At 63.4% G+C, this 17,586-nt stretch carries 16 protein-coding genes; 1 reads left to right on the top strand and 15 read right to left on the bottom strand.

The window, feature by feature from the left end:
• Window positions 1–17 precede the first annotated feature (17 nt).
• The 11 genes from ACIUM1_RS23530 to ACIUM1_RS23480 all read right to left on the bottom strand — a co-directional run bounded on the left by ACIUM1_RS23530 (window position 18) and on the right by ACIUM1_RS23480 (window position 12,526).
• Window positions 18–1,634: an FAD-dependent oxidoreductase gene (locus tag ACIUM1_RS23530; protein ID WP_406814900.1), complete on the bottom strand. Its 1,617-nt coding sequence runs from the start codon at window positions 1,632–1,634 to the stop codon at window positions 18–20.
• A 12-nt stretch (window positions 1,635–1,646) separates the two neighbouring features.
• Window positions 1,647–1,838 carry a ferredoxin gene (locus tag ACIUM1_RS23525; RefSeq protein WP_007170544.1) on the bottom strand — a complete coding sequence of 64 codons (192 nt, stop codon included), beginning with the start codon at window positions 1,836–1,838 and terminating at the stop codon, window positions 1,647–1,649.
• Complete coding sequence (locus ACIUM1_RS23520; RefSeq protein WP_406814899.1) at window positions 1,838–3,223, bottom strand: aldehyde dehydrogenase family protein; 1,386 nt, start codon at window positions 3,221–3,223, stop codon at window positions 1,838–1,840. The genes ACIUM1_RS23525 and ACIUM1_RS23520 overlap by 1 nt, the downstream gene beginning before the upstream one ends.
• A 39-nt stretch (window positions 3,224–3,262) precedes the next feature.
• Window positions 3,263–4,054, bottom strand: coding sequence for a coniferyl-alcohol dehydrogenase (locus tag ACIUM1_RS23515; protein ID WP_014711227.1), 792 nt, complete (start codon window positions 4,052–4,054; stop codon window positions 3,263–3,265).
• Between the two features lie 7 nt (window positions 4,055–4,061).
• Window positions 4,062–5,327 carry a cytochrome P450 gene (locus tag ACIUM1_RS23510; protein ID WP_406814898.1) on the bottom strand — a complete coding sequence of 422 codons (1,266 nt, stop codon included), beginning with the start codon at window positions 5,325–5,327 and terminating at the stop codon, window positions 4,062–4,064.
• Entirely contained in the window at window positions 5,324–6,862 is a 1,539-nt protein-coding gene (locus tag ACIUM1_RS23505; RefSeq protein ID WP_083862978.1) for an acyl-CoA synthetase, read from the bottom strand. Before ACIUM1_RS23505 ends, ACIUM1_RS23510 begins: the two co-directional genes overlap by 4 nt.
• Window positions 6,863–6,866: 4 nt before the next feature.
• Window positions 6,867–7,271 (bottom strand): SCP2 sterol-binding domain-containing protein, encoded by a 405-nt coding sequence (locus tag ACIUM1_RS23500; RefSeq protein WP_014941025.1) that lies wholly within the window; start codon window positions 7,269–7,271, stop codon window positions 6,867–6,869.
• A 187-nt stretch (window positions 7,272–7,458) separates the two neighbouring features.
• A complete protein-coding gene (locus ACIUM1_RS23495; RefSeq protein WP_014941024.1) occupies window positions 7,459–8,529 on the bottom strand; it encodes an ABC transporter ATP-binding protein in 1,071 nt (356 codons plus the stop codon).
• Window positions 8,530–8,705: 176 nt separating this feature from the next.
• The gene (locus ACIUM1_RS23490; protein WP_406814897.1) at window positions 8,706–9,824 is read right to left on the bottom strand and encodes a phosphotransferase family protein; all 1,119 of its coding nucleotides are present in this window, start codon (window positions 9,822–9,824) and stop codon (window positions 8,706–8,708) included.
• Between the two features lie 9 nt (window positions 9,825–9,833).
• Entirely contained in the window at window positions 9,834–11,480 is a 1,647-nt protein-coding gene (locus ACIUM1_RS23485; protein WP_406817832.1) for a phytoene desaturase family protein, read from the bottom strand.
• Window positions 11,480–12,526: a tyrosine protein kinase gene (locus ACIUM1_RS23480; protein WP_406814896.1), complete on the bottom strand. Its 1,047-nt coding sequence runs from the start codon at window positions 12,524–12,526 to the stop codon at window positions 11,480–11,482. Before ACIUM1_RS23480 ends, ACIUM1_RS23485 begins: the two co-directional genes overlap by 1 nt.
• Window positions 12,527–12,824: 298 nt before the next feature.
• Here ACIUM1_RS23480 and ACIUM1_RS23475 point away from each other — a divergent pair, with 298 nt between their 5' ends.
• Window positions 12,825–13,472 (top strand): TetR/AcrR family transcriptional regulator, encoded by a 648-nt coding sequence (locus ACIUM1_RS23475; RefSeq protein ID WP_014711219.1) that lies wholly within the window; start codon window positions 12,825–12,827, stop codon window positions 13,470–13,472.
• 50 nt (window positions 13,473–13,522) lie between these two features.
• Here ACIUM1_RS23475 and ACIUM1_RS23470 read toward each other — a convergent pair whose 3' ends face one another.
• From ACIUM1_RS23470 to ACIUM1_RS23455, 4 genes are read right to left on the bottom strand one after another with little or no spacing between them, the layout of a single operon-like run.
• Entirely contained in the window at window positions 13,523–14,719 is a 1,197-nt protein-coding gene (locus tag ACIUM1_RS23470; RefSeq protein ID WP_406814895.1) for an acetyl-CoA acetyltransferase, read from the bottom strand.
• Window positions 14,712–16,070 carry an OB-fold domain-containing protein gene (locus tag ACIUM1_RS23465; protein WP_406814894.1) on the bottom strand — a complete coding sequence of 453 codons (1,359 nt, stop codon included), beginning with the start codon at window positions 16,068–16,070 and terminating at the stop codon, window positions 14,712–14,714. The genes ACIUM1_RS23470 and ACIUM1_RS23465 overlap by 8 nt, the downstream gene beginning before the upstream one ends.
• Before the next feature lie 46 nt (window positions 16,071–16,116).
• Window positions 16,117–17,328, bottom strand: a complete 1,212-nt coding sequence (locus ACIUM1_RS23460; RefSeq protein WP_406814893.1) for an acetyl-CoA C-acetyltransferase — start codon at window positions 17,326–17,328, stop codon at window positions 16,117–16,119.
• Window positions 17,325–17,579, bottom strand: a complete 255-nt coding sequence (locus ACIUM1_RS23455; RefSeq protein ID WP_014941016.1) for a hypothetical protein — start codon at window positions 17,577–17,579, stop codon at window positions 17,325–17,327. The genes ACIUM1_RS23460 and ACIUM1_RS23455 overlap by 4 nt, the downstream gene beginning before the upstream one ends.
• Window positions 17,580–17,586 lie beyond the last annotated feature (7 nt).

The following is a 17,586-nucleotide window of genomic DNA, read 5'->3' as shown; positions in this document are numbered from 1 at the left end:
GTGATCTGCAAGCGAAATTAGCAGGCCGCGTCGCTCGAGTTGGCGGCGCTGAGCAGTTCGGCTATGTCAACGAATTTCACGCGTGGCCGCGAAGTTTCGCGACCCCGTTCGCGTTCGGCGGCGTCGATGGCACGCCAGCCCTGCCAGTCGACGGGCTCGGCCCCTCGTTCCGCGAGCAGATCGGCCATGGCGTCCCGGTCTGCGACCTCACGATCCAGCAAGCCCGAATCGTAGTCCTCCCAGAGCTTTTGGACCGTCTGCTCGGCACAGCTCCGATTGGTCCCGATCACGCCGCGCGGACCACGCTTGATCCATCCTGTGACATATACGCCGGGGACGTGCTGGCCGTCCTCGCGAAGTACTCTGCCGTGTTCGTTGGATACTACGCCGTTCGCGTCGTCGAAGGGCACACCGTCGATCGGCACACCCCGCTGTCCGATCGAACGCAGGATCAGCCGGCTCTCGATCACTTCGCTTTCCCCGCCTACATGCACCACGCGAAGACTCTCGGCATGCTCTTCGCCACCCACCTCCACGGGTGAGACCATGAAACGGAACACGATCCGCTTGTTCTGCGGCTGCGTCGGCCGTTGAGTGAACTCGCGCGCGATCTCCAACTTCATTCGTGTCTCGACGTCGTCGTCGTCGTGCGCGTCCAGTTCGTCGCTGTCAACGATGACATCGACCCCCGGCAGATGGCCCAGCGCCAGAAACTCGCCGACCGAGAAGGCGGCCTCCCTTAGCCCTCGGCGCGCCAAGATGACCACTTCGTCAATTGCGCTGTCCGACAACTTATCCAACGCATGCTGTGCAATGTCGGTCTTCGCGAGATCCTCCGGCGCCATCAGCAAGATCCGGGCCACGTCCAGTGCGACATTGCCGTTGCCGATGATCACCGCCCGATCTGCAGACAGGTCGAACGTGGTGTCAGCGTGGTCGGGGTGCCCGTTGTACCAGCCGACGAAGTCCGCGGCGGCATAACTTCCGGGCAGCTTCTCCCCCGGGATACCGAGGTCGCGGCCCTTCGGTGCCCCCACCGCGTAGATCACGGCATGATAGTGCGCCAGCAGATCTTCGTGCGTGATCGTCTTACCGACCTCGACGTTGAAGTGGCACTCGAAGCGCGGGCTCGCGAACGCGGGATCGAAGAGCTTGACCACCGCCTTGGTGTGCTGATGATCCGGCGCCACTCCGGTGCGCACGAGACCGAACGGCGTCGCAAGCCGATCGAACATATTTACTTCCACGCCGGCGACGCGGGTCAGCTCCGCTGCGGCGTAACAGGCTGCCGGTCCTGCCCCGACGATCGCGACCCGTAACGAGCCCCGCTCCACGGCGGGATGATCAGTACCGGCTCGCTGCGAATCCATCGCCAAGGGATGGTGTTCGAAGTAGCTGGAATTGATGTCTTTGAACCGCTCCAGCTCAGGCGGCAGCTCCTCCTCGTAGTAGATCGCGTCGACGGGACACGCGTCGACGCACGCGCCGCAGTCGATGCACGTGACCGGGTCGATATAGAGCATCTCGGTACCGGTGATTTCACCCGTCGCTCCCACCGGCCTGATGCAGTCCACCGGGCACACCGGCACGCAACTGGCGTCCTTGCAGCAACTTTGGGTGATGACGTAAGTCATTGCAGATGCTCCCTATTCATCGATAGACAGCGCGCCGGTCGGACAGTTGTTCACCGCCTCTTCGACTTCTGCCCTTTCGCCCTGCGCTGGTTCGGATTTGATGGCGTGCGCCTGGCCGTCGTCGCCGATCTCGAACACCGACGGTGCGGTGACCTCACACAACCCGATTCCTGAACACTTGGTGGTGTCAACCTTGACTTTCATCAGAACAATCTCCGCATGATGTTGAGGGCGAGTCGGCTGTAGGGCGGGTAGACCAGACGCGGATCGGGTTTCGCCGTTTTGGACAGCACCGCGCGGCGGTGGCTGAGCGTTTCGAAGCCCCATCTACCGTGGTAGGCGCCCATGCCGCTGGCGCCCACACCGCCAAACGGCAGCGACGGCACCAGACAATGCATAGCAACGTGATTGATCACCGCGCCGCCGGATGGGATGCGATCAACAAGGCCGCGGCTAGCGCGTCCGGAGCCAAAAACGTATAGCGCCAATGGTTTCGGTCGGCCGTTGACGAAGTCGACTGCTTGGTCGACTGACCTGTAGGTGATGATCGGCAGAAGCGGACCGAAGATCTCGTCGGCCATGACCGGGTCGCTGGGTGACGGATCAACGATGACGGTCGGTTCGATGCGCAGCGTGCTGCTGTCCCAATGGCCGCCGACGGCCACTTCGCCTTCGGTGCTGCCGATCAGCGAGACCAGCCGGTCGAATTGACGCTGGTTGACTATCGGTACCCCCAGACCACCTTCGTCCGAACGAAAGTCGCGAAGGTTGCCGACGACCTTGCCGACGAGTTCGTTGGCGATGCTGTGATCGGCGAGCACGTAATCCGGCGCGATGCACGTCTGACCGGAGTTCAGCAGCTTGACCCATGCGATGCGACGGGCGGCGACATCGATATCGGCATCGGCCGTGACAATCACCGGGCTCTTGCCGCCCAGCTCCAGCGTGACCGGGGTGAGCGTTGGTGCCGCCGCGGCCATGATCTTCTTGCCGACTTCGGTTCCGCCGGTGAAAAGAGCGTGGTCGAAGCCCGCCGCCAGCAAGTCTTGGGTGACCGCGGCGTCACCTTCCACGACACGCACGGCCTCGGGGTCGACGTACTGGCTGAGCTGTCGCGCCAACAACGCCGATGTGGCAGGCGCGAGTTCGGACGGCTTGATCACGGCGCAGTTGCCGGCCGCCACCGCGGCGACCAGCGGCGCCAGACTCAGATACAGCGGATAGTTCCACGGACCGATGATCAGCACAGCGCCCAACGGGTCGTATTGCACCCATGCCCGGCCAGGCAACTGCGCCATCGGCAACGATTCCCGTCGCCGGCGCATCCACTTCTTCAGGTGCTTGCGCGCATAGACGGCCTCGCCCTTGGTCGAGGCGATATCGCCCAGCCAGGCCTCCGCAGGACTGCGGCCGAGGTCATCGGCCAAGGCCGCAGCGATCGCGGGCTCGCGCTCCTCGACGAACCGCTCGATGCCGCGTAGCTGTTCTAGTCGCCACTGCAGGCCCCGCGTTCGACCGCGGTCGAAAACTTTCCGAAGATCGGCGAGCACATTGGCGCCAGCGGTGATCTTCGGTGCCGAGATAGTCACAGATTCTCCTGAGCGGTATAGGTTCTTCTTTGGGCGGTATCAGATTTCGGGCGCGGGGACTACGCCACTCGCGACCGCTCCGCTGATTCCGCCATCGACCGCGATAGCCTGACCGTTGACCCAGCGAGCGTCGTCGCCGGCCAGAAAAAGCACCACGTCGGCAACGTCGCCCGGATCGGCGTGACGCCCGAGCAGATTCTTCAATCCGTCAAGCGTGTCTTTGCCCATCGATTCTTCGAAGTCGACCAAGATCGGAGTCTCGACCGGTCCGGGCAACACCGCATTGATCCGAAAACCCATCTCTGCCACCGCCAAACCCATCGACATGGTGTAGACGGTGGAAACTTCCTTCGAGAAATTGTAGGCGTTACCCTGCTGCGGGTTGGCCTTGAACCAGGACGCGCCCTCCTCAAAGGTGTCGGTCGCCAACAGATCCCGGATCAGGTCGAGCCGTTGCGGCCAGCCGAACCCTGCCGTCGACGACACGATGGTGATCGCGGCGCCCGGCTTCAGTCGTTCGAAGAGCGACTCCGTCAAGTGACGAACCGCAAGGCTGTTGACGGCCAGCACCAGGTCGGCCGGCGCGGTTCCCGGTATACCGGCGATGTTCATCAAGCCGTCGAATTCTCCGTCGAGTTGCTCCACCGCCGTGTCGATGCTGTGGGGGTTCGCCAAATCGACTTCGATGTGTCGGGTCACCGGCGCTGTCGGTTGGTTGCGGTCCAGGCAGTGCACCTCCGCTCCTGCGGACAGCAAACGTTCTGCCACCGCGTGTCCAATGCCTGATGCGGCGCCGGTGACGACGTAGCGTTTCCCGGAAAAGTCGGCCATAGCTCTCCTAGTCGATCGTGTAGGGCAGGGATTTGACTGCGGTGATGAAGTTTCCGGTCAAATACTCGGGCTCGCCGACCCGCAGGCCCGGCGCCCGGAAGATCAGCTCGCGGAACATCGACTCCAGCTGCATCTTGGCCATGAACGCGCCCATACAGAAGTGCGGGCCGCCTCCGCCGAATGCGACATGCGGATTGGGTGAGCGGGTGATGTCGAATACGTTGGGGTTGTTGAACACTCGCTCGTCGCGGTTGGCCGAGGAATAGACCATCGTCACCCAGTCGCCCTCGCGGATGTGGTGGCCGTGCAGCTCGGTGTCCTGAGTGGCAGTGCGCCGGAACGTCATGACGGGGGTCGTCCAGCGGACGAACTCGTCCATCGCGACTTTGATCCGCCCGTCGAAATCCTGTGCCAGCAAGGCTTTCTGGTCGGGAAATTCCTGCAACGCAATTGTGGTGAAGGTGGTGGTGGTGCGCGTGGTGTCGTTGCCTGCCACCGAGAGCAGGACGAAGTAAGGCCCCAGTTCGTCGTCGGTGAGCTGCCGTCCATCGACTTCCGCTTGGACCAGGGACGTCATCAAGTCATTCTGCGGATGCGCCCGGCGCTTCTCGGCGAGACCGATCCCGATGTTGAGCAGCCCGACAAGGGAGTCGGTCAGCACTTCGCCGGGTTCACGACCGGCCGCGACATCGGGATCGGCCCATGCCACCATGCCCTCTGCCAGATGCGCCGCCTCGTCGCGCTCGTCCTCGGGCAGCCCGAGCATCTCGTAGATGGTCCACATCGGAAGGCGTTTGGCCACCTGTTGTACGAAGTCGCCTTCCTTCGCCTTGATCAGATCGCTGACAATCGATTCCGCCTGGTGCTCGATCTGTTCTTTGATCTTGGCGACCTGGCGGGGCGTGAAGACTGAACTGACCAGCCGTCGCAAGCTCGAGTGCTTCGCCCCATCCATACCCAGGAAGGACTGCGTTGCATCGAGCATCTCTTCGGGAACGGCCTCGAACGTAATGCCCTGCCCGGAGCAGAAGATCTCAGGGTTTTTGCTGACGTAGCTGACGTCCTCGTGGCGGGTCACGACCCAGACACCGTCGATTTCTGGCTCCATCATGGAGCCTTCGATCGGCCGGTGCCAGCTCACGGGGCGTTCGTCGCGAAGGATCTTGAATGCCTTCTCGCGCTCGTCGAAGCTTTGCGCCCAGAATGCTTGTGACGAGATGTCTACCGGGTCGAAGGGCGGGCGGTCGGTTTTGGCTGGTGTCTCAGTAGTCATGCGGGTGCCTCCATATAGCGGTCTTTGAGACTTCTCTTGGCGAGCTTTCCGGTGGCTGTCCTGGGCAGCTCGTCGACGAAGTCGACGGAGCGGGGTGCTTTGAAATGCGCGATGCGCTCCCGGACGTAGGCGATGATCTCGTCTGCCAATTCAGGAGATGGCGTTGCCTCAGAGCGTAATTGGACGACGGCTTTGACCTGTTCCCCCATCTCCGCATCGGGCACGCCGATGACCGCGACATCGAAGACCTTCGGGTGCAGCGTCAAGACGTTCTCGATTTCCTGCGGATAGATGTTCACTCCGCCGGAGATGATCACGAATGCTTTCCGATCGGTCAGGAACAGGTAGCCGTCGTCGTCGACGTAACCGATGTCGCCGACAGTGGTCCAGTTCTCGTGGGCCGGATGCCTCGACGAAGCGGTCTTTTCCGGATCGTTGTGATACTCGAAGGGCGCCACGTCGCGCTCGAAGTAGACGGCCCCGACCTCACCCGGGGGCAACTCACGGCCCTCCTCGTCGCAGATGTGCAGGACACCCAGCGCGGATTTGCCCACCGATCCCCGCTTGTCTTTCCACTCCGCGGCGGTGATCACGGTGGTGCCGTGTTGCTCTGTCGCGCCATAGTATTCGACCAGCACAGGGCCCCACCAGTCGATCATGGCGTCTTTGACGTCTGGCGGACAGGGCGCTGCCGCGTGCACGGCCAGCCTCAGTGACGAGAGGTCGTAGCGGTTGCGAACTTCCTCTGGCAACTGCAGCATGCGGACGAACATCGTCGGGACCATCTGACTGACTGTCACTCGGTACTTCTCGATGGCGGCCAGTGCCTGTTCGGCGTTGAACCGCTCCATCAGAATTACGGTGCCGCCCAATGCCTGAACCCCGCCACACCACTTCAGCGGGGCGGTGTGGTAAATCGGTGCGGGCGAAAGGTATACGTCATCGCTGGTGATCTTGAAGGCATGGGCCAGCAGCCCCACCAGCGGATCCCCGGGCTCGTCAACCTGGATCGGAAGCAGGTGCGGCCTGATGCCTTTGGGCCGTCCGGTGGTTCCGGATGAATACAACATCTCCGAACCGCGCGGCTGATCCGTGATCGTCGGGTTAGCGCTGGCCAGTAGGTCGTCGTAGGGCAGATAGCCGGCGATCGCATCGCCGATGGAGTACCAATGTCGTACCCCTGAAGCCCGATCACGCAGGTGACTGGCCAATTCCCGCACCCCGGCCGAGGCGAACACGACACTCGCGCCGCTGTCCTGCAGGATGTACGCCGCTTCCTCTGGAGCCAAGTGCCAATTGACAGCGGTGATGTACAGACCAGAACGTAATGCGGCCCAATAGATCTCGAAAGCTTCAGCCGTGTTGTCCGAGACCAGCGCAATGACGTCGCCTCTGCGTAGGCCCATTCCGTGCAGCGCCGCCGCGAGTCGGGCCGAATGATCGTCGAGTACGCCGTACGTCAGTGTCCGGCCCGACTCAGCCATGATCACAGCCGGTCGGTCCGGGGCGGACCGCGCGTGTGTACCGGGGAACATCGGCCTAGACGAGCAGGTCGTCGCGACCGTCGTTCTTGAGCCGCTCGATGTAGCTCGGGTACAGCTTCTTTCCAAGCGGGGCCAGCTTGAGCAGGCTCGCGACGTTGCCGTCGACTTTGATCTTCTTCTTGGCCATCGCCAGTGGCAGGTTGACCTTGCCCTGCCAATACCCGTTGCCGGTCTCAGCCGTCATGGACATAGTGGCGGTCGGCGGCGACCCGCCCTCGAGTCCTTCCCGCACGGATTTGTTCGCCATGTCGATGACCACAAGCGCCTCGGGATCGGAGAAGTCGAACGCCACCACGAGTCCGGTGGCAACTAGCTTCGGCCCGATTTCTTCATCCTCGAAGGCCGTCTCGAAAATCCCGCCGATGTATTTTGTGACTTCCGCCGAGTCCTTGAACCCCATTGTTCCGCGTCTCCTTAATCTCCGTTTAATTTAATTCAGATTCAAATCTTCGCCGAGTCAGGTTTCGTGCCACGAAGTGTGCTCGGCATGGTCTATGACCCCCGTCACAGGGACCATACCATAAGTCAACTTATGTTAAGGCGCCGCTCCTCGTCACCAACCCCGACATCCACCCTTGCGGCAGAGATCAGGCCCCTCGCAGGATCGGGATCGAAGCGGTATCGGCCTCGTCGTGCTGGTCGGCGTAACCGTCGTAGTCCTGAACTGCGGCATGCTTGCCGGCTTTCGCGAACGATTCGAGGATGGCCTCCTGGGCATCCTGGGGCAGCAGGTGCAGGTTCTCCCGAACCCGGGCCTGACGGCGGGAGACAGCTTTGCGCTCGGGCATGCCCGGAGTGCAGGTGATCTGTGGGGGCACGCCCTCGACCTCCTCGACACCACCGTCGTGGTGACCGGCCTCCATTTGGGCCTGCTCCTCGGCCATGGTGGCCTCGTCCTTTTCCTCGGACATGCCGATCGGCCCGATACGACGACCGTTGAGGAACTGCCGCACCACGGGCTCGTCGCTGGTCAGCAGCACTTCGCGGGGCCCGAACATGACCAGCTTGCGACGGAACAGCATGCCCATATTGTCGGGCACCGTCCGCGCAATGTTGATGTTGTGCGTCACGATCAAGATGGTCGCGTCGATCTGGGCGTTGATGTCGATCAGCAACTGCGACAGGTAAGCGGTACGGACCGGATCCAGACCCGAGTCGGGCTCGTCACACAGAATGATCTGCGGGTCCAACACCAGCGAGCGGGCCAGGCCGGCACGCTTGCGCATACCACCGGAGATCTCACCGGGGAACTTCTTCTCATCCCCGCCCAGACCGACGAGTTCCAGTTTCTCCATGACCACGTCACGGATCTCGCCTTCCTTCTTCTTGGTGTGCTCGCGCAATGGGAACGCGGTGTTGTCATACAGGTTCATCGACCCGAACAAAGCGCCGTCCTGGAAAAGCACGCCGAACATAGTGCGGATGTCATAGAGCTCCTTGGGCGAACACTCGGTGATGTCGGTGCCGTCGACCACGATCGAGCCGTGCTCTGGGCGCAGCAGACCGATCAACGACTTCAAGAACACTGACTTGCCGGTACCCGACGGGCCCAGCAGCACGCTGACCTCACCCTCCGGAATGTCCATCGTCACGTCTTCCCAAATTCGCTGAGCGCCGAATGACTTCGTCAGCCCCGTAACCGAAATACCGATACCCACGCCAAACCCCTCCCGTTTCGACACTTGCTCATCGCCGGTTCGCTCGGCGCGCGAGCAATCCGCTCAAGCGTGTCCGCCGGGGCCAGCATAACTTCGCTGCGTCGACGTGGCGGCAAGATTTTTATCTTAAATAGAAAAATTTCGGGCTGGTGCATGACGCCAGCGATCGCGTCGCCTCACTGGCCACGATTGCCGATGAAGCTGATGCTGACCGCGTCCGGAGGGGTCAGACCGAGCAACTTCGCGACCAGTTGGGTAGCCGGATTGCTCAGCGCCATCGTGGCGTCCGGCGGCAGAAGTCCGGCACCGATCATCAGGTGCGCGGCCCGAACCATCAAGATCGCCAACCGGGTTCCGGCCAAGACCTCGTAATAATCCAGGTTTTGCAGCCGGTGACCCGTGAGTTGCTCGTAGTAGTCGACCGTTTCGGCGTGATCGGGAATACCCTCAGGCAGCGGCAGGCCCACACCGTCGGTGTGATGGCGCTGGAGGAACAGCCACCAGCCAATTTCTTGCTCACGGCTGGCCAGGACAACCATCTCCCAGTCGAGCACCGCCGCGGCCGCCAGGCTGTCGGAGAAGATGATGTTGCCGACCCGTGCATCGCCCCAATTGAGCACCTTCTCTGTATCGGACTCAGGCCGGTTCTCGTCGAGCCATGCAAGGGCCGCTTCGATCGTCGGGTTCGGCTCGCCCTCGGCCGCCCAGTCGAATGTCTTCCGCCAATGAGCCAGGCCGGCGTCGAGACCGCTGTGGTTCTCGGGTGCGTCGAGGAACCCCAACCCGGCCCCGCGCCAGTCGACGCCGTGAATGGCGGCCATCGCGTCGATGCCGTTATGCCACATCCGACGTCGCTGCTCAGGCGTCAGGTCGAGCACCCACCCGGCCGCCGTAAACGGTGGGTCGTCAGCCGGGATGCGTCCGTCGATGCGCTCCATCACCAGGAACGGCGAACCGAGGATGGACGGATCCTCTTCGTAGAAGTAGGCCGCGGGGACCGGCACCTTCGTGTGTTTGCCCAATGCCTTGATGACGGCCCACTCCTTGTGCAGGTCGTAATCCGGGAAGACGCCGGGGCCGTCGGGCTGCACCCGGGCGACCATGCCTCTCGTTACTGCCGCACCGTCCTGCTGCCAGCACGCGGTGAACAGCACCGTTTCGTTCGACAACCCGCCGGCACCGGGCACCTGCAAGTCGGCGATCGTGATCTGCTGGGCCTCAGGTATTTTCGAGGACAGCCAGGAAGCCAGCTTGGCGGCTGCGACATCGGTGTCGATCACGTTCTTCAGTGCCATGAGATCTCCTCAACGAGAGTTCGAGAGTCGCTGCCTGGCGCGACCGACCAAGCCGTTGGACCGCTTCATCTTTTTCAGTAGCCATTTGGCCGATTGCTGACCGGGAATGGCGCTGATACCGCCCGTGGGATGCGTCCCGGCGCCGCTGAGGAACAACCCGGGAACTGGCGTGTCGTAACTGCCGAAACCCGTTGCGGGCCGTAATGGTCCGAACCGCATCCCGGCCGGGTCGACGTGATACACGTTGCCGCCCGGCACATTGAAGCGCGTCGCCAGGTCCGGAATGTTGAACACCCGTCGCTCGATGACCATCGAGTCCAGCCCTTTGTAGAAGTCGGCCGCTGCGCCCAATGCGCGGTCACCTATCTTGTCCCGGACGTCCTCCCACGGCTCGTCGGGATGCGCCGGCGTGATGCCGGACCAGTACCAGAACGTGTCCTTGCCGGCCGGGGCCTGGCTGGGATCCAGGGCTGTCGGGATGATCCCGATGCCGCAGATCGGGTCCGGCCAGCGGCCGGCAATGGTGTCCTCCCACGCCCGGATATGCTCTTCGAATGTCTGCCAGGCGCAGATCGGTTCGCGCAGATCCAAGCCGTCATCTCGCCAAGCCTGGTGGCGCGGCAGGGACAACTGACCGTCGAGTGCGACGTCGATCTTGAGCGTCGCGGCCTCGACCACATCGACCGGGATGGCGTCCGCGCGTCGTTGCATGGTGTCGTCGAGAACCCCGCGTGGCAATAGCTCGCACAGCGTGAGTTTCGGGCTGCACGACGCCAACACATAAGGCGCCCGCACTACCTCGCCGCTTTCCAGTCGAACACCGCTGATCTGACCGCGGTCGAGCAACAACTCTTCCACGCGTGCGGACAGCCGTACCTTGCCGCCATACGCCTCCAACGAACGCTGAATGGCCCCCGGCAACGCGCCCGAGCCTCCGACCATCCGAGACGAGTTGGTACGCAGGCACATTGCGATATAGATCAACGCCCAACCGGTGCCATCCTGCGTCATCCAGCAAAACGGCGGCATCGACGCCAGTGCGGCGCGCAATAGCGGAGTGTCGAAACGCTCGGTGATGATCTCGGCATGCGACCGGGTCAGGAAGCTGATCAGAGGAAGCAGATCCTTGCGCCGACGCATCGCCACGGGTATCGCATTGAGGATCGCTTTACCTGATGGGCGGGTCGGGTGTCCGTTCATAAAAGGCAGCGCGAGATCCATTGCCGCGTCGAGCTGTTGGGCGAACTCGAGATAGGCGCGAGCGTCTTTGCGTGAGAAGTACTTCAGCTCGTCAGCCGTACGCGCCGGGTCCTTCCAGAAAGCCAGCGATGGTCCGTCAGGATCGAGGTGCACGTGGAACGGATCGGCGATGACCTGCCGCAGGCCGTGGCGTTGCAGGCCCAGATCGGCCTCGACAGTGCTCGAGCGGAACAACGAAGCCTGGATACCGCCTTCGTTGATCAGATGTTGTGGTGCACTGTCGAAGATGGCGTTCGTACCCAGCATGCCGCCAGGCGTGGGCGAGGCCTCCAGCACGACCACCCGAAGTCCGGCCCGGGCGAGGTAGGCCGCGGCCGTCAACCCGTTGTGGCCGGCGCCGATCACTACGACGTCGTAGTCATTGCTCTTCGAATGAAACACTTCCTGCCCTCCCATTACGACTGCCACGCGGCCAGCGCACGGCGCTTCATCAGTTGCTGGTACTCGTGAAACCACAGTTCTTGGTACGTCGCGTATGTCATTCGGCCGTGTTCGTCGGTCCAGCGATAGACGCTGTCGTGAAAAGACGTGTTAGGCCACGCCGGCAGCGACGCGCAGGCGATCGCCTCGCCCTGAAACCGGTACACCTCGCCAAGCTCGTCCTCTGTAGTGATCTCCTGACGCATCGGCAGGTACGTTCGCTGGTGGTATTCGAGGACGTTGCGGCGTACCCACTTGATCGACCGGCTTTCGTCGCCGCGCTGAATCCAGGCGAAGTGGTGCGACGCGCGGTCGCCGACCTCGTAGAGCCCGGCCCATGCGGGATCGGTGTCCAGCGGTTCAAAGCTGATCTGGTTGAAGATCAAATCCGGACCGAAGTACATCGGTGACCAACCGACCGGCGGAACCGGGACTGCGCCGCGGCGTTCCACCCGGATCTGGCGCCACGATCGATCTCTGGGTGCATAGCAGTTGACCGCGTGAACCTCGCCCCGCAGTCGTAGTTCGCCGGTCACATGCATGAATTGCTCAGTACCGCCGGCCATCCGGGATGCTTCGTGGTGATCTTCTTCCCCCGGCATCACATGCCCTCGCGCCAGAAGCGGGGTCACCGCCTCGGCGATGACATCGATCGCGGCGGCTCCATCACCGCTGTCGTAGGTAAGCCGCGCGGTCTTTCCGGGCTCGATGAAGTCGATCGTCAGCCCATTGTCAGTGGTGATCGTGTTTCCCGACACTGTGGGCCACGGCATCGTTATCTCGTAGTCCAGGAAAGCCATGTCGGTGTATTCGATGTTGTCGGTGCCCTGAAAGATGCAGACGCCGCCCTGTGACAACGGGAACGCCGGCTGGTAGCGGACGTAGAGAAATACGCCGATCGCCGCCTCGGGAACCGAGAAGCCGAAGTAATGCGTATGGATGAGGTGTGGATCCCACTCCTCCCCTGCTGCAGGCAGCGGTAACAGCAGGTCGGTTGCGGCTGGATGAGTGTGTATCGGCATGAAAGCTCCTATGCATCAAATGGTTTGACGGCAGACAGCAGCCGGCGGGTGGGCCAGCGATTACCAGCCCGAAGCACGCGCGACCGTGCTCCCGACGCCGCCACGCCGGACACCAAGGTGTTCACGATTGCCTCGCCGCCCTGGGCATCGCCAGAAAGATCGGCGGCTTCGGGATCGCCTAGGGCAGCGGAGAAACCATCGGAATCTTCCTACTCATGTGAGCCAGTTCACGGCGCCACCCCTCGAAGCTAACATGAAAGTGAATAGGATTTCAAGCATGAATCCGCATTCAGCGCGTATGAATTCGGGCGTGGCCTCTGCTCCCGAAAGCAAGACGCTGACCCGCGTCGAGCGTCAGCGACTCCGCACGCGGCAGTCGCTGATGGATGCCGCTCGCTCGCTGATCGCAGCGAAAGGCGTTGCTCGCGTGCGTATTCAGGACATCACCGAGGAAGCAGATATCGCCTTGGGCGGCTTCTACAACTACTTCTCCTCCAAAGAAGAGCTGCTGGAGGCGGTGATCACCGAGAGCCTGTCCAAACTCGCGTTGGCAACGATCAGCGACATCAATGCGGACACCGATCCAGCGATCGTGGTGGCGCTGGCCAACCTCAGGGTGATCCGACTCGCCTACGACGAACCTGACTTCGCCCGGCTGATCGTGAACATCAGCCATTCGGAGGCCCTGTTCGGCGAAGCGGTCCACCCCCATGCTCGGGTCGCCGTCGAACGCGGTATCGCGAGCGACCGCTTCGTCGTCGCCGACATCGAGGTGGTACTGACTGCCGTGATCGGCGGCGCCTTCGCTCTGATTCGCGAGGTCCTCGACGGACGGCACGGTCCAGACGCCGACCGGGCATTTGCCCAGCATGTCCTCGCGGCGCTCGGAGTGCCGGCCACCGAAGCCGAAACCATCGTTCGCACGGCCGCCGACGAGCTGCTCTGATCAGCCTGTCCTCGCGGAGCCGAAAGACACGCCCAACACAGCGTCGCGCTCTAGATTCCTTGAGTCGCGCCTACTACCGAAACAAAAGAGACACAACTGCCCGGACGCCCGCCCAGGTTGTGGGTAAGCGCGGTGTGCGGATCGCGCAGTTGTCGCTGGCCCGCCTCTCCGCGGAACTGCAGCCACGCCTCGTACAGCATCCGCAGCCCGCTGGCGCCGACGGGATGGCCGAATGACTTCAGGCCACCGTCGGGGTTGATCGGCAACCGGCCATCAGCGTCGAAGTCACCCGCCAGCACGTCTTTGCACGCCTGACCGGGGTCGGCGAATCCGAGATCTTCCATCAACACGATCTCCGTGGGAGTGAAGCAGTCGTGGACCTCGGCCAGAGAGAATGCGGTCCGCGGATCCACTATGCCCGCCTGCCGGTAGGCGTCCTGGGCCGAGCGCACAACCTCGGGGAAACTGGTGTAGTCGTAGCTGGGATCCATCGCGCCGCGGCCCGAGCCGGCCACCAGTGAGAGTCCGAGAACATACATCGGCGTTTCGGTGTATTCATGAGCGCGTTCGGCCGGCACGATTACTGCGCAGGCGGCACCGTCGGACACCCCAGAGCAGTCGAAAACCCCGAGCCGTCCGGCCACCTTCGGCGCCTTGTCGATGGTTTCCCTGGCGACGGCAGAACGGAACTGCGCCTTGGGGTTACGGGCGCCGTTGGTGTGGTTCTTCCAGGCAACGTGAGTCATCGCCGCACGCATCTCGTCAGCGTGGGTGCCGTACTTCGCGCAGTAGGCCGGATCCAGTAGCGAGAAAGCCGCAGGTGCCGTCATCGACAGTTCGGGCGCGGTGCCATCGCTGGGCGGATCTTGACGTAACAACCCGGAGAAGCCGGAATCCTTGAGCTTCTCCACCCCGACCGCCATGGCCACGTCGTAGGCACCACTGGCGACCGCGTAACAGGCGTTGCGGAAAGCCTCCGATCCGCTGGCGCACATGTTCTCCACCCGAGTCACCGGTTTGTCGCCGGTTCCCAGTGGTCGGCTCAGAGTCAGGCCCGACATCCCCGAGCTCAAGGTGCCCAGCCAGTAGGCGTCAATATCGTTGGCGCTCAAGCCGGGAACCGACGTCATGCACTCGCTGTAGGCCTCGAGTAGCAAGTCGTCGGCAGAATCGGCCCACCGTTCGCCGAATCGCGAGCAGCCCATCGCCACGACTGCGACCTTGCCTGCTATTCCCCTGCTAGCCATCGCCGCTCCCGTCCAATCGGGCTTTCCAGAAATAGTTGTGCACGTCGCCTGCGGTGAACAGGCGCCGGAAGGTGAATCCCACCGTTGAGCCGACCTGGATGCGTTCCGGCTCGGCATCGGCAACTTGGCAGGCGAATCGGCCGCCACCGGACACGTCTACCACGGCCTGCACGACGGGCGGCGACGGTGAGTACGCCAGGTAGTCGACGGTGTAGGTAACGACGGCCCCTCGCATGGCCGCAACGGGCATCACGCCCATCTGGTCGGTCGCACCGCAACTCTTACAGACGCGGCCCGGTGGGAGATGAACGAATCCACAAGCCTCGCAGCACGATCCGCTGAGACCGAACTTCCACGGCGCAGACCGCTGCGCCGCCGGGCCCGAGGGCCGGTCCGGCTCCGGACGGCGCGGGGGTTCCATCTCGACCAACCCGCGCCACGACAGGTACGTCAAGTGCGCGACGGGCAGGCCGTCGGCCCGTTGCCGGGTGACCGGCCGTGGTTGACGGGCGCCCGGCAGCGCGGTCGTCGCCCGCAACAACATCGCGTCACAGCCATCGACTGCCCACAACACCAGGATGGTGTCCCCCGCATCGGCGGTATCGAGCACGCTGCACAGTGCCAGTGCGGCATCACAGGCACCCGAGAAGCCTATGGGCGAGGTGACCACCGACTTCTCCCCTTTGACCAAGGTCGCCGCTCGCTTGACGATCGCACTATTCGGGCAAGCGAGTACCACGTGGTCAACGTCGGCTACACCGGCAGGTTTCAGAACGCGTTCGACCGCGGCGCGGATGAGCGCCGCGTAACGCTCGGCACCGAACCGCTCCTCCCATTGCTCGCCAGTCACCGAAGTAACCGCGCGCCAACGATCCAGGAATTCCGCTGTCAGCGATGTACTAGCGACGACTTCGGCGAGAGCCTCATCGCTGTCTCCGAACAGCAGTGCTGCCGCGCCGTCGCCGCCAAGCTTCTCGTCCGCCGACCCGGGCCGTCCCACCCGGATGTCGGCGCTCACCGCGAGGCCGCCGGCGCGCGCGGCGGCCAAGACTGCCGCGAACCCGCTTCGGCCCGTCCCGCAGAAGTCGACGGCCAGGCTGTCTTCGGCCAGACCGAGCGCGGCGTGGATCGCGGTGGCGTTGGTCTTGTCGGCGTAAGCCGGTGTGCTGGTGGCGAAATACAGCGCAGTGGTGTTCTGTACGCCGGGTATCGCCGCTGCGGCCGCCACCGCCATCGTCGTGCTGTCCTCGTCGAATCCACCGAGTACCCGGTCTCCCCGACGTAGCCCGATGTCGGCGCCGGCCAATCGGTAGCGGGGCAGGTATGCCGCGTAGCCGACCAGACCCTTCATCGGCACACCACCTTCACCCCGACTCGCCGCGCACCCTGGTCGCCGGTCATGATGACGCTCCGCGGAATATCGCGGCAATGCCCTGCCCGCCACCGATACACATGGTCTCCAATGCCAAACCGCCCCCACGCCTGCGTAACTCGTGCAACATCGTGGTGAGTATGCGGACCCCAGTGGCGCCGATGGGGTGTCCCAGGGAAATGCCCGAGCCATTGACGTTCAGCCGGTCCTCGACGTCGTCGAGCTTGACGCCCCATCCGGCCAGCACCGCCAATACCTGCACCGCGAACGCTTCGTTCAGCTCGATCAGATCCAGGTCATCGAAGTTCAATCCTGTCCGACCGAATAGCTTTTCCACTGCACCGACCGGGCCGATGCCCATCCGTGACGGCTCACAACCGACGGCGGCCCAGCCCTCGAAATAGCCGAGCGGTTCCAGGCCGAGATCGTCCAGCCGACCTTCGGCCACCACCAGGCAGGCTGCCGCGGCATCGTTCTGCTGGCTCGAGTTGCCCGCGGTAACGGTGCCGTCGGGCATCACGGTGCGCAGGCGGCTCAGCGTGTCCGATGTGGTGTCCGGACGGACGCCCTCGTCGCGGTCGAAAATCAGCGCGTCGCCTTTACGCTGCGGCACCTGCACCGCGACGATCTCCTCGTCGAACAGACCTGCCCGCTGGGCCGCCGCGGCGCGTTGATGGCTGCGCGCGGCATAGCTGTCGGCGGCTTCGCGGTCGATGCCGTAATCGGTGGCCAGGTTCTCGGCCGTCTCGATCATGCCGCTGATCGGGCCGAATCGCGCGGGCGGCTGCGATAATTCGCGCCCGCGGTCGAGGCGGTCGTAGAGAGTCTGGTTGCCCGAACGGGATCCCCACCTCGCCGTCGTGGTGTAGTGCTCGATGTTGCTCATCGACTCGACGCCGCCGGCCAGCACGACGTCGGCGGCGCCGGTCTGCACTGTCATCGCCGCGGTGACAACCGCCTGCAATCCCCCACCGCAGCGCCGGTCGATCTGCAGACCGGGGACACTGATCGGAAGTCCGGCATGCAGTGCGGCCCACCGTCCGATGCACGGCGCCTCGGAATTCGCGTAGGACTGCGCGAATATGACGTCCTCGATGGCGGCCGGATCGACGGCGCTGTGCTCGACGACCGCGTCGATCACTCGCGCAGCGAGGTCCTCGGCGCGCAGCGGCCGTAGCGTGCCGCCGAAGCCGCCGACGGCCGTGCGCAGCGGGCTGACTATCGCCGCGCGCCTCACGCGTCGCCCCGCCAACGATCGGACGAGGGATTCATCAGGGCGGTCAATCGATCCTCAGGCAGCCAGACGATGGTCTCCAATTCCAACGCATCGAGGTAACGCACGCGGCCAGATCGAAGGTCCTCCAACCTCAGCCGCGGAGAATTACCTCTGGTATCGAAATTTACTGACACTTGGGCGAATTCACTGCCGATAACCGGACCCACACCGGCCGCGCTGACGGCATCGCCGTCGCCGAATTCAATCGTCATCAAAGGC

Origin of the sequence: Mycobacterium sp. M23085 (assembly GCF_045343915.1) — a bacterium.
Classification (GTDB): Bacteria; Actinomycetota; Actinomycetes; order Mycobacteriales; family Mycobacteriaceae; genus Mycobacterium.
The sequence above is the reverse complement of the archived record's forward strand: the minus strand, read 5'-3'. Positions and strand labels throughout refer to the sequence as shown.